The 13,297-nt window shown below is 39.5% G+C and carries 12 protein-coding genes; 4 read left to right on the top strand and 8 right to left on the bottom strand.

The window, feature by feature from the left end; all coding sequences use genetic code 11:
* Positions 1-48: 48 nt before the first annotated feature.
* The 6 genes from FHY47_RS00585 to FHY47_RS00560 all read right to left on the bottom strand — a co-directional run bounded on the left by FHY47_RS00585 (position 49) and on the right by FHY47_RS00560 (position 7,960).
* A complete protein-coding gene (locus FHY47_RS00585; protein ID WP_148629520.1) occupies positions 49-3,033 on the bottom strand; it encodes a YhgE/Pip domain-containing protein in 2,985 nt (994 codons plus the stop codon).
* 284 nt (positions 3,034-3,317) lie between these two features.
* A complete protein-coding gene (locus tag FHY47_RS00580) occupies positions 3,318-3,932 on the bottom strand; it encodes a flavin reductase family protein (protein WP_066101077.1) in 615 nt (204 codons plus the stop codon).
* Positions 3,933-3,947: 15 nt separating this feature from the next.
* Complete coding sequence (locus tag FHY47_RS00575) at positions 3,948-4,556, bottom strand: alpha/beta hydrolase (RefSeq protein WP_139891342.1); 609 nt, start codon at positions 4,554-4,556, stop codon at positions 3,948-3,950.
* Between the two features lie 460 nt (positions 4,557-5,016).
* Positions 5,017-5,934, bottom strand: coding sequence for a C40 family peptidase (locus tag FHY47_RS00570; RefSeq protein ID WP_306821537.1), 918 nt, complete (start codon positions 5,932-5,934; stop codon positions 5,017-5,019).
* A 15-nt stretch (positions 5,935-5,949) separates the two neighbouring features.
* Positions 5,950-7,032, bottom strand: a complete 1,083-nt coding sequence (locus tag FHY47_RS00565; protein WP_066101083.1) for a dipeptide epimerase — start codon at positions 7,030-7,032, stop codon at positions 5,950-5,952.
* Complete coding sequence (locus FHY47_RS00560) at positions 7,022-7,960, bottom strand: S66 peptidase family protein (protein WP_139891343.1); 939 nt, start codon at positions 7,958-7,960, stop codon at positions 7,022-7,024. The genes FHY47_RS00565 and FHY47_RS00560 overlap by 11 nt, the downstream gene beginning before the upstream one ends.
* A gap of 600 nt (positions 7,961-8,560) precedes the next feature.
* On the opposite strand from FHY47_RS00560, the gene FHY47_RS00555 reads away from it, so the two are divergent.
* The 4 genes from FHY47_RS00555 to FHY47_RS00540 are packed head-to-tail and all read left to right on the top strand — an operon-like array spanning position 8,561 to position 11,556.
* On the top strand, positions 8,561-9,691 hold the full coding sequence (locus FHY47_RS00555; RefSeq protein ID WP_148629519.1) for a helix-turn-helix domain-containing protein: 1,131 nt from the start codon (positions 8,561-8,563) through the stop codon (positions 9,689-9,691).
* Positions 9,684-9,887 (top strand): PLDc N-terminal domain-containing protein, encoded by a 204-nt coding sequence (locus FHY47_RS00550; RefSeq protein WP_148629518.1) that lies wholly within the window; start codon positions 9,684-9,686, stop codon positions 9,885-9,887. The genes FHY47_RS00555 and FHY47_RS00550 overlap by 8 nt, the downstream gene beginning before the upstream one ends.
* The gene (locus FHY47_RS00545; protein WP_148629517.1) at positions 9,887-10,789 is read left to right on the top strand and encodes an ABC transporter ATP-binding protein; all 903 of its coding nucleotides are present in this window, start codon (positions 9,887-9,889) and stop codon (positions 10,787-10,789) included. Before FHY47_RS00550 ends, FHY47_RS00545 begins: the two co-directional genes overlap by 1 nt.
* Complete coding sequence (locus tag FHY47_RS00540) at positions 10,786-11,556, top strand: ABC transporter permease subunit (RefSeq protein ID WP_148629516.1); 771 nt, start codon at positions 10,786-10,788, stop codon at positions 11,554-11,556. The genes FHY47_RS00545 and FHY47_RS00540 overlap by 4 nt, the downstream gene beginning before the upstream one ends.
* A gap of 88 nt (positions 11,557-11,644) precedes the next feature.
* Here FHY47_RS00540 and FHY47_RS00535 read toward each other — a convergent pair whose 3' ends face one another.
* Positions 11,645-12,241 carry a DedA family protein gene (locus FHY47_RS00535; RefSeq protein WP_148629515.1) on the bottom strand — a complete coding sequence of 199 codons (597 nt, stop codon included), beginning with the start codon at positions 12,239-12,241 and terminating at the stop codon, positions 11,645-11,647.
* 44 nt (positions 12,242-12,285) lie between these two features.
* Positions 12,286-13,284: a glycosyltransferase family 2 protein gene (locus tag FHY47_RS00530; protein ID WP_148629514.1), complete on the bottom strand. Its 999-nt coding sequence runs from the start codon at positions 13,282-13,284 to the stop codon at positions 12,286-12,288.
* Positions 13,285-13,297: the final 13 nt, after the last annotated feature.

Below are 13,297 nucleotides of genomic sequence, written 5' to 3'. Positions count from 1 at the left end.
CAATTAATCTATGCATTCTTCTACTAAAAGGGATTTATATAATTATATTTACCTTACTATTTCTGCATCTCCTCCTGATTCATTTTTTTTGAAAAAGGATAATCCAACGGACAGTCCAGCAAACAGGAGCAGGAACACAACTAGTATCGTTGCATTCGCAAACATCATACCGATGTCATCCAATGATACTAATGCTCGGAAGCCTGCAATCGAATAAGTCATCGGCAAGAAATTGCTTAGAGTACGTAAATATTCAGGCAGCATATCAATTGGCAATGCAGATCCGGTAGTAGATAGCTGCATAATCAGAAGTGCCACGCCTATAAACAAACCAATGTTGCCGGCAAGCATAGTCAGGAAGAACACAATGGACATAAATGAGATACTCGCCAATACAGCAAACAAGATAAGCAACAGGCTATTCGCAAATCCTGAATTAACAAAGAATATGGTAAAGCCAGAAAGAAGGATGGCCTGACCAGCTACCAATAAAGCAAGCAAACCAAATCTTTTTGAATACCATGCGAAGCCTGAACTAGCTTCATCCATTGGTTTTCTAACCCCAACAACTAACATCATTAATAAAACACCCACAAATAATGCTAACGATAGTACATATGGTGCGTTTGCGTAACGATAATACGGATAACTATTAATTTTCGAATCGATCAGCTCAACCGGCGAGGAGAACATGCTAATCGTTTCATCAGTAGCATTTATACCGGCCGTTTTTTCAGCTCCGTCACCTAAGCCGTTGGATAATTCAAGTGTACCATCTTTGATTTGACCGACACCTTTATCAATTTCAGTTACCCCTTCCTTCATCGTACCCCAGCCAGTATTAACCGTTGCGTTACCATCGGCTACTTGCTTAGATCCATCAAATAGCTGCTTAGATCCATCAACAGCTGTTTTCCAGCCTGCATTCACTGTGGCATTACCACCAGCCACTTCAGCAGCACCATTTTTCAACGTATTCAAAGATGTTGATAATGTACCCCATGCGCTATTCACTGTTGCTGTTCCATCGGCCACTTGCTTGGAACCATCATAAAGCTGTTTAGAACCTGCTACTGCGGTTTTCCAGCCATCGTTTACCGTAGCATTACCGTCTGCCACTTGCGCAGCACCTTTATTTAGCGTGTCTAAAGATGTTGTTAACGTACCCCATGCAGTATTAACTGACCCTGTGCCTGCTGCTACTTGTTTGGATCCGTCATAAAGACGTTTGGATCCGTCTACTGCAGTTTTCCAACCTTCGTTAACTGATTGATTTCCGGCAGCTACTGTGGTAAGACCGCCATTAATTTCACCAACACCATTAGTGATTACTCCCCAATTTGTTTTTACTGAATCCGTACCAGATTTTATTTGTTCAGCACCCACTGTTAATTCTGATGCTCCTTGAACAATATCCTTTTGACCCGGTATTATTTGATTTTCAAATGCACCATTTAATTGTTCTATACCTGGTTTAAGCTTTTCAGAAATACCTGAAGCCAATAAAGCTGCACCTGCATTGAGACCATTTTCTCCCTTTATACCTCCATTTACCAGAGCAGTTCCTTCAGCTACAGCTTTTGCACCTTTTAATAACTCTTGATAATCTGGGTTAAGTTCTATCCCAGGAATTTTCTCAGCTAATTTTTCTATACCTGCCGCAACTCTGGCAGCTCCATCTGCTAAGTCAGGTGTTTTCGCTGCTAATTGATTTAAACCTCCAGAAATTTTAGCGCTTCCATTTTCCAGTTCAGGCATACTACCATTTAATTGTTTGACTCCTGTTTGAGCTGATTGTAAACCAAGCAACATATCAGAAGTACCTTTTTTCAACTTTTCAGTCCCATCATAAATAGCTGCTCCACCATTAGCCAACTCCTCAATCTTACCTTTATTGCCATCAAGCTGGGAATAAAGATAATCTGATCCATCTTTAAGTTCTTTGGATCCTTTTGCAAGAGCCTCAATATCCTTCTCCTTCGCACTAAATGTTCCTGACAAGGTCCCTAAACCGTCTTCAATTGACTTTGATCCATCTGCTAGTTGTTGAATTTCAGCGGCCTTACCGCCAACGGTTGAATAAATTAAACCTGAGCCGTTTCTGAGATCAGCTGCCCCATCAGCCAGCATGGCAATACTAGCTGAACTTCCTGCCATTGTGCCATTCAACTGGCCTAACCCATCCTCAACCTGCTTCGACCCACTTGCAAGTGTATTGATATCGCCGGTCTTACCACTTACTGTTGAATGCATAAGGCTCGACCCATCACTGACCTGAGCTGCTCCATTTGCCAATCTTGCGATATCAGCTGATTTTCCAGCCATTGTTCCATTCAATTGACCGAGCCCCTGTTCCACTTGCTTTGAACCGTCTGCCAGTTTTTGAATATCGCCTGTTTTTGTTGTTAGTGAATCTAGTAGGGTTCCAGTACCCTCCTTCAGTTTAACAGAGCCTTCATGGAGCTTTGTTGAACCATCCGCACCGGATTTAAATCCTTCTGCTACATCACCAAGCTGGGCAAAAACTGTACTGGTATAGGTAGCGGTGATTGTATCAGCAAGCTGCTCTTTAATTGTTCCTATAGCTGTTTTCGTTGCTGTTGCAGCTATAAAATGCAGCCCTTCATTCTGCGTATACTTTAGTTCCGGTTTTTCCGGATTTTCATCCATTACGGTTGCTACCTTTTGGGAAAAGTCTTCAGGAATCTCAATTACCATATAATATTCATTATCATTAAGTCCGCGATTTGCTTGTTCCTTACTGACAAATCTCCATCCCAGGTCATTCCCGTCTTTCAGTTTCGCTACCAAATCTCTACCAACATTAACTTCCTTACCGTCTGTTACAGTACCTGAATCATTATTCACAACTGCGACCGGCAAGTTTGAAAGATTATCATATGGTCCCCAACTTGGCGTTAGCATAATCAATCCATAAACTAACGGTACCAGTAATACAGCAATTAATGAGATCCAAAAACCTCTCCTGCGACCGAGTTCTGACATCCGATTCCCATTACCTAAAGCGTTCATTCATTACCCCCACTTGTCTGATTTATCTATATTAAGGTGGTTATGAAAGCGCAACCACTCGTATACTGGTTATATATTCTGAATATTTAGTGAAAGTCCTTCTAGTAATTTAACAAATTTGTAATTTAATTAGATATTTTGTACCTTTTTTTAATTTTTAATAAGAAAATCTTATGACTTAATTAAAGAAAAACTTATCTTTTATAGTCTTTTAGACCTTTTCTATTACCAAAAGAACCCATAAAAAAAACCTCCCTACTTGAAGTGGGAAGTTCTGTACGCTATTATTTTGGTCTTTCCAGAATAAATTGTTCACCAATCTTCATAAAATTTTGGCCAGCAAGCCGGGAAACAGGCTTGAGTAATTCTGTACTGATTGTACCATCCTTGTAGATGGCTTCATCTATATGATAAAAAACAATATTACCGATTAGTAGATCACAACCTGCATCTTCTGCGGTATGGCCTCCAAGCGGTATTACTTTATGTACGGTACATTCCATCCGAATCTTCGCAGGGCTAAGCCCTGGGACTCGTACATGAACACTATCTACTGTTTGAAAGGGAGATCCTTCTAGTTCACTTTGGTCCGGAGGCAATTCAGCTGCTGTCCAATTCGCTCCCTCCACGTTTTCTTCATCTGTAATATGGAGGACAAATTCTCCCGAATCGATTGCATTTCTTGCAGTATCCTTTCTTTCGCCATTCCGTCGCTGGATTGATACAGCAATCAGCGGGGGATTTGAACTAACGATCGTAAAATAACTAAAAGGTGCAATATTCATAATTCCTTCGTTAGAAATGGTTGAGATAATGGCAATCGGTCTAGGAACGACTGCCCCTGTTAAAAAGGTATAATTCTCTCGTTCACTCATTTCGGTTGGATTTAGCGATATCATCTAATCATCTCCAATTTATTTAAATTGCTGAGAAAACCATAATCCTGCAGCCTCTACCTCTGATTGTGTCAGCTGGTGTCCATTTTGTTCCCAATAAACCTCTACTTTGGCTCCGGCAGCCTTCAGTATTTCACTCAGTTCTTTTGTTTCTTCCGGTGAACAAATTGGATCGTTTTTGCCGGCACCTATAAAGATTGGCAGACGTTCCATTTCTGGCAGCTTTATTCCTCTTAAAGGAACCATAGGATGATGCAAAATAGCTCCTTTTAATACATGTTGGTAGTGAAAAAGCATACTGGCAGCTATATTAGCTCCATTTGAATAACCGATTGCCAACACATTGTTTCGGTCAAACCCATACTTGACTGAGGCTTCGTTTAAATAATCGTTTAGTTCCTTTGTACGAAACTTTAAATCTTCAACATCAAAAATACCTTCAGCCAATCTTTTAAAGAACCTTGGCATTCCATTTTCCGAAACGTTGCCTCGTACACTTAAAATGGAGGACTCAGGTGAAATTAATTTAGCAATCGGCACTAAATCATGCTCTGTTCCACCTGTACCATGCAGCATAAAAAGTGTTGGAAGTTTCATATTTGTTCCCTTTATAAAATAGTCTCTCATGCATATTCCCCCAATTGATCGCTTGAAACGTTCCAATTTATCCCTCGAATTCTTGAGATTCTTACCTCACAGGATTTCAATTCTATTAAGATCACTTTAAATTTATCTTGAAACTAGTATATTATACAACTTTATTTATTACAAAATTGAGTAGCAAGAGTATTACCTCTATTAAAATAATCGATTAGCATAAAGGGTCATTATAGGGAATGACCATTAACATTATTCAGATAACCACTCAATACAAAAAGGTCCCGATCAGTATGGAAAAGCTCTGATCAGGACTAATCATTGATACCGATAATATGGTTCCACATTGTTTCTTCTAACCTTTCTTTCCATCATGGTTTTGTCTTTTTTGGTACGAATCATTTAAACTATCTTTTTAAGCAGTTAAACTATATGTTTGGAGTCTTTCTATAAAATAGGGACAATATTAAATACATACATGCTTTGAATTCTACTTTTCCAAACATCTCATTGCCATGCATAACTCTTTTTCATATATAGTGCCTTCAATCGGGATAATTTCAATTGATTTACCCGTATGCGGTGAATGAAGAAGTTTACCTTGTCCATAATAAATCCCGACATGATGAATGGCTCCTTTTCCATTATCATATGCAAAGAAAAGCAAGTCCCCCCTTTGTACCCCATTCAGCGCAATCGGCGTACCATATTGCGCCTGCTCACTTGCATCACGTGGAATACTATAGCCATTTGCCTTATAAATTGTATAGGTAAATCCTGAGCAATCATACCCATAACTGCTCAGTCCACCCCACAAATAGGGTAAGCCGACGAATTGCTCTCCAGAAGTGACAATGTCTATATCACTCCCTGGCTTCCCTCTCTCTTTACAGTTAAATAAAGCTATATCATCTCTGTGTAAATTTCCAATACCTAAGGGGGTGTCTACAAGTATCCGTCCATCTTTTTCACCAAGGTATGATAACTTCGTTTGATAGCTTAGCACTAGGGTATCTTGTGTTTTTTCCAGTGTAAGCAAAGCCTTCCGACTTGTAATCAAGGCAAAAGTGTCATTGGATGCAGGTTCATAATTCTCCAGCTGGCATAGAGGTACCCAGCCTGGATATCCTCTGGAATCTTTCTTTGAAGACTGCTCGATGGCAATGATATGGGCCCATCCATGTTTATATTCGAGCAGCAGGACCTGTTCACCAAATAATAATTGGGTCTGGATTCTATTGGATTCGCATAAATCAAGCCGCTCAGCCTCATTCATAAATAGAAGCCAATCCTCCAATCGGACCGGATGGCTAATGGCTGGACGATCAAGCTCTCTATAAGACTGATTTGTAGTCCAAACGGTCGCTACAGTTACATTAACGGTCATGATTTTGTGAGTAAATCCCACTTTTTGATCCTCCTCTCACTTGAGCTGAATATTCCTTATACCTAAGCCTTCTATTTCGGGTAAAGTAAATTTACTACCCTTATATTGTATGCCGCCTTCAATCAGGGAGCGGGATAACATGAGAGGGGCATCAAAATCATAGCGGGTAATATTACGTTTACTTGCAGCAAAGTGAGCAGCAGCTGTTAAACCTAAATGTGTTTCAATCATACTGCCCATCATGCATTCCATCCCTGCCGCCTCAGCTAATTGGTTAATGTACTGGGCGTAAAAAATCCCTCCAGTTTTCATCAATTTAATATTAATCATGTCTGCACTCCGTGTACGAATGACCTCTAAGGCTTGCCTTGGGGTAAATACACTTTCATCTGCCATAATAAATGTATTTACCTGATTAGTTACTTGTCTGAGCCCTTCCAAATCATCTGCCTTGACCGGTTGTTCCACCAATTCAATTTGTAAACCCATTTCCTCCATACGGCGGATTGCCTGAATCGCTTCCTTCGCAGTCCATCCTTGGTTAGCATCCAGACGTATCGTAATCTCATTCCCCACACACTTTCTAATTTCTTTCACTCTCGCAATATCCTCATTTATATTACCGAGACCTACTTTAACCTTTAAGGTTGTAAAACCGCTCTTTACATATTCCAATGCCTCCTCCCCCATTATGTGAGGGATATCCACACTTACCGTAAAGTCTGTTTCAAGCCGAGAGCTTCTGCCACCTAAATACTGATAAAGGGGCAGCTTACTATTTTGGGCCAGACAATCATAAATAGCCATATCAATTGCCGCTCTTCCGCTTGAATTTCTTGTCATAATAGCGGATAGGTCATGAAAAATCTCTTCGAAACACAAAATATCTTTTCCTATTAAACTGGGTTTAAAAAAGTCGTGAATAGCTGTTTCTATTGATTGTAATGTATCACCAGTAATAACAGCAGTTGCGGTTGCTTCTCCCCATCCAACCAAACCATTGTCACATTGAATTTTGACATAAACAGAGTCAGCTGTATTTACAATCCTTAATGCTGTTTTAAATGGTTTAATTAAAGGAACTTGTATACGATAGGTTTCGATATTACTAATTTTCATCTGCAATTCCGCTTTCAATGGTAAGTGTCTTCTCTGCAGTGCTGATTTTGGCTTTCACGCCAAGTGGTATTCCAATATGTGGATTGCAATGACCAATTTTAAATCCACCCATAGCTGGCTTATTAATCAGTTTTGTATAGTGAGTCAATACCTCATCAAGGGTGAGTGTCCGTCTGCTTTTTGGCTCGCAATCGGCAAAATCACCGATGACAAGACCGGCAATATCACTTAACTTTCCAGCCAACCATAAATGATTTAAGAAGATATCAATATTCCTAGGCTCTTCATAAATATCTTCTATTAAAAGGAGCTTTCCTTTCGTATCTATTTCGAAAGGAGTCCCCAAGGTCGTTGTGATCAAGCTTAGATTTCCTCCTACTAATTCACCCTCCGCTTCTCCCTCAATAAATGGGTGTAAAGGGGAGATATCCTCTTTATAATTCACTTCTTCTGATTGAAAAAGCTGTTTAAATGATTCCTTAGAGCGAGGATGTATATCATCATTTCCTAAATCAGATGCAAGCATAGGACCGTGAAAGGTAACCAAGCCAGTCTTTTGTCGAATTGCCGTATGTATAAATGTAATATCTGAATATCCCCAGAAAATCTTTGGGTTATTCCTAATGACTTCATAATTAATGGCATCCGCAATTCGCGCCGTCCCATATCCCCCACAAGCACAGATAATGGCTTTTACGTCTTCGTCCTTAAACATCGCTTCAAGATCTTCCACCCGTTCTGCGTCTTCGCCTGCAAGATAGCCATATTCCTTATAGATATGACTGCCCATTTTTACGGTAAGACCTAAATCCTGTTCCAGAAAAGACAGTGCTTTTTGAAGGGCCTCCTTCTTTGGAGGACTGGCAGGAGCAATGACGCCCACTGTATCTCCCTTTTTGATCCGTTTTGGTTTAAGTTGTTCTAACATCTTCTCACTCCCTGATTATGTAATAAAGGATGCTCTATTGAACATCCATAAATTAGCTGAGAACTATAGGTTCATTTCTTTATAGGAATCTTTAATATTAATAACTTCTTTGCGATTCCTACTTAATAAAGAGCCAACTAAAATAAATGTATGTAAAATAAATCAGTCCTATTCAGTTCTATTACTAAAAACATATCCACATGCCCTTTCCTATTTTCTGAATTATTAATCAATTAATGCTATAAGAAATCTTAGAAAACCCATTTCTTCAAAAGAATACAAAAAGTACTTTTACTATCCCTTATTCATAATAACAATAACCCCCTTAATTTACATAAGTAAACAACGATTTAGAGGAACGATTTTTTAATATCAACAGGCAAAAAAATATCATAGGTAAGCCACTTGGAGATTGGATTTATGATTGGAGTTGCCGTGAACTGACATTCATTGGATCACCATAACAAGATCCTGAGGCTTATTTATTATTGACTGTTTAACGTAAAGTTTCCCGTTAGTTGATTTTGTATCGAAAAATATCGTATTGCTCCATTTAGCTTTACAGCATCTATGGTTACAATAGTTATAGGAGGTAGTTGTATGTACTCATTAAATTTTTCACATAACCTTGCTAACCTGCGCCGTAAAAAGAAACTCACCCAAAAGGAATTAGCGGATTTTATCGGTGTTACGAAGGCATCCGTATCTAAATGGGAAAATAAACAGAGCTTGCCGGACATCTTACTATTACCCCAGCTCGCATCTTTTCTAGATGTAAGTATAGATGAATTGCTGGGCTATGAAGCACAGTTGAGTCGGGAACAAATCCAAAAGCTATATGTGGAGCTTGCTTCTGACTATACAAGACTGCCCTTTAATGAAGTGATGAATAAATCACGAGAACTGGTTCGCCGCTATTATTCCTGTTATTCCTTTTTACTCCAGATCTGCATCCTTTGGCTGAACCATTTTCCTCTTGCAAAGGACCATGATGAGCAACAAAGAATTTTGCACGAAGCTGTAACACTTTGTGAGCATATAGAGGAAAATTGTAAAGTAATAGATATTTGTAATGATGCTATCACTGTGAAAGCTGTATTCAACCTCCAACTCGGTAAAGCTGAAGAAGTCATTGAAGCATTGGAGATGATAGCAGATCCAACTCGCATCTATCACCAAAGTGATTCAATTTTGGCACAGGCCTATCTGACCGTCGGGGATTTAGACAAAGCCAAAAGCTATACACAAATCAATATGTATCTACATGTGATATCGCTGATTACAACTGCGGTCCAATACCTAGCCATTCATATGGATGACCCTGCAGTATGTGAAAAAACGATTAAAAAAACAGAGGGATTGATTCGGCTATATGATTTAAACAACCTGCATCCCAATAGCGCAGCACAATTTTTCTATCAGGCAGCACTTGTCTATATCACACATGGAGAAAAAGAAAAGGCGCTGGGAATGCTAAATCAATATGTTCAGGTAGTTCGAGTGCTTTTTACCCATGAGCACGCGTTGCTCCACGGCGATGCTTATTTTGACAGGCTGGATGAATGGATTAGCAAACTTGACCTAGGAGCATCACCGCCACGAAATATGCGCCTTGTGGCAAAAAGTGTACTGGAGTCTTTTAAGCATCCATTATTGACAGCACTTCAAGACGATCTAGAATTTAAGAGAATACAAAGAGAACTTACGGAAGGAGTGAAATATTATGAATGAAGTCAAAGAATTCTTACCCTTTATTATTCCTTTGGTTATTGCAGAATTTACATTGCTGGGTTTTACCATACATCATATTTTGACTCATAAGAACTATAAGCGCGGCAGTCGTACCATGTGGCTAGTTATCGTGATAATCGGCATGCAATTTATAGGACCTATTCTGTATTTTCTGCTTGGAAAAGAGGATGCATGATGAATATGTTAACTTTATCTCATGTAAAAAAGCGATTTGGAGATAAAACAGTATTAGAGGATGTCACTTTTTCTGTAGCGGAGCATACTGTTTTTGGTTTTGTGGGTCAGAATGGTGCTGGGAAAACTACGACTATGAAAATCATTCTTGGCTTGCTGGAGGCAAACAGCGGGGAGATTACTGTTGGCGGAGAAAAGGTTCGCTACGGCGATACTCCCACAAATCGGCTTATTGGATATTTACCTGATGTACCTGAGTTTTATTCTTTTATGACTCCTAAGGAATATTTGCATTTTTGCGGTGAGCTCACAGGGATGTCATCTTCGAGTATCAAGGCTCGTACCAAGGAGCTTCTGGAGCTTGTGGGACTCTCCAATGAGAAACGGCGAATCAAAGGTTTTTCACGCGGCATGAAGCAACGGCTCGGAATTGCACAAGCGCTTTTCAACCGACCTAGACTGTTGATTTGCGATGAACCGACCTCCTCTCTCGATCCTGTTGGAAGAAGGGAAATTCTAGATATTCTTACCGCAGCAAAGGAACATACAACTATTCTCTTTTCCACGCATATTCTTTCCGATGTTGAGCGTATATGTGATGAGGTCGCATTCCTTCACGAAGGACAAATCGTATTGCAGGAATCAATGGAGAAGTTAAAAAGAGAACATGCAAGCATCGGGTATGAAATTGAGTTGGAGTATCCAGAAGATACGGCAAAACTGCTTTTAGCTTTTCCAAGCATCAAAAAAAGCAATGAAAATCATCTATTGCTGGAGCGAGCTGATCAGGTACAGACAGAAGCTGTCTTACGTTTTATCTTGGAGCATCATATTCCTTTCCGCCGTTTCGAAAAGCAGGAGCTATCGCTGGAATCTCTGTTTATGGAGGTCGTCAGTAAATGAAATCTTTTCTAGCTTTTTTCAAAAAAGAGTGGATGGAATGGAGTCGAACAGGACGAGTGCTCATTCTACTGCTAGTATTTGTACTTTTCGGGATTATGAATCCAGCTATAGCAAAGATAACTCCATGGATGATGGAGATGATGGCAGACTCTTTGGAGGGAACAGGCCTTGTCGTTACAGAGGTTACTGTAGATGCCTTGACCTCCTGGATACAATTTTATAAAAATATTCCAATAGCACTGATTATTTTTATACTGATGTGCAGTGGATCCTTTACTTCAGAATATCAAAAAGGAACACTCATCCCTGTTCTGACAAAGGGTCTCTCGCGCTGGAAATTCGTTATCGCAAAGAGCATGATGATATTTATATCGTGGACAGCTTGCTATTGGATTTGCTTTGGTATTACTTATGCTTATAATGCTTTTTATTGGGATAATAGCATCGCCGTGTACACTAGCTTTGCAGCAATGTGTTACTGGCTTTTCGGGCTTTGGGTGTTATCATTTATGGTGCTGTTTTCTACACTATCCTCTAGTAATACCACTGTTTTACTCGGAACTGGGGGTACTGTACTGGCGGTTTATCTCATCGGACTTTTCCCAAAGCTAGAATCTCTCACACCGATGAAGCTAACCGAAGCCATGAGTCTCCTGACAGGGCTCAAAGCACCGGGAGAGTATGTCACGCCGATTGCAATATCTGTCGGCATGGTCGGAATATGCCTAGCTGTTGCGGTTACGATTTTCAAAACAAAAAAGATATAAGATATGTTAAAACAGAAGCCGCTGTCAGTTCATCCTAACAGCGGCTTCTGTTTCTCTACATTATAATGAACAATATGTAAAATATTTTTTAAGAGCTAACTTTACTTCTCGCAGGAGAGAACCAATTTTTCCATGCAAGTACTACGATGAAAATCAAGAAAAAAATGACCGCAATGAAGCTTAAATACTTGAGACCAATCATATTTCCGAAATAAAATCCAATCGTCATATAAAGGGTTGTCCATAGTAAGCTTGCTAAAAATGCGAGTGAGAAAAATTTTGCATATGGTAATTCACGTGTTCCTGACATATAGGGAGTTAGCTGTCTAAGTCCCGGTAAAAAATATCCTATAACAACCATTTTATTTTCAAATTGATCAAACCTAGTATGCATACTCTGCCAGCGTTTCGGTGTGATTTTCACTAGATTTCCATACTTCTGGATGATGGATGTCCCAAGCTTCCTTCCAATCATATAGGTAAAAAACATACCCACATTAGCACCCAATAGTGCAGCGCAGATGGCCCATAGAAAATTAAGGTTTTGTTCAGCAATGACAGCACCGATAAAAATAACAAATGTTTCTTCAGGTGCAGGAATTCCTACAATCCCGCAAAATAAAACTAAGATAATCACCCAGTATCCATACAGCTGTATATAATATGTAATAGCATCAAGCGTCATGTAGTTTCCTTCCTGTTTTCAAACCAATGATACATATATTCCTGTTAGCGAGATTTATATTGATTTTTCTGGTTCGCCTGGTCTTTTTGATCTTCAGTATAGTTGTCCACATCAATGGCATAAATCGGCCTTTGTTTAACCTCTTTAAAAATCTTGCCAATGTATTCACCCACTATTCCAATACCAATCAACTGCAAGCCACCAATGATCCACAGAGAAATCATGATGGAAGTCCAGCCAGATTGTGTATTCCCCAGTGTTTTTTGAATCAGAGCATAGCTGCCTGCGACCACACTGATAAATAGCGTCAAAAAGCCAATGTAGGTAACACAGCGTATCGGCGCAACACTAAAGGAGGTAATGCCATCAAGCGCAAAAGAAATCATTTTCTTTAACGGATATTTAGACTCTCCCGCTTCTCTTTCCTTCCGATCATAAAAGACTTCAGCGGAGGAAAAGCCAATCATTGGAATCATACCTCTTAAGAATAAATTCCGTTCCTTATATTTTAAGAGTTCTCCCAATGCACGCTTGCTCATTAATCTAAAATCTGCATGATTAGGAATTAACTTGATTCCCAATTTACCCATCATACGATAAAAGCTAAGCGCTGTGGTCCGTTTGAATAAAGTATCCTTCTTTCGCTGATCTCGAACTCCATAGACAATATCATATCCCTGATTGTATTTTTCAACCATCTCTTTTATGACCTGAATGTCATCCTGTAAATCAGCATCGATGGAGATAACACAATCAGAATGCTTTTGGGCCGTTGCCAGACCAGCGAGCAATGCATTTTGATGACCCACATTGCCCGCTAATTTCAGACCCTTGACTAACCTATTCTGTACACTCTCCATTTGTATTAAATCCCAAGTATCATCAACACTGCCATCATCCACAAATAAAATAGCACTTCTTTCTGAGATTACACCGGAGTCCAATAACTCTTTTAGAATGGATGAAAGCTCTTCAGATGTTTTAGATAATACTTCCTGTTCATTGTAACAAGGCACAACGATTGTTAATACAGGCAGATTCATTATGAGTAACTCC

The sequence above is a fragment of the Bacillus sp. E214 genome (assembly GCF_008087365.1).
GTDB lineage: Bacteria > Bacillota > Bacilli > Bacillales > Pradoshiaceae > Pradoshia.
Note: the sequence above shows the minus strand (reverse complement) of the source record. Positions and strands in the feature narration are given on the sequence as shown.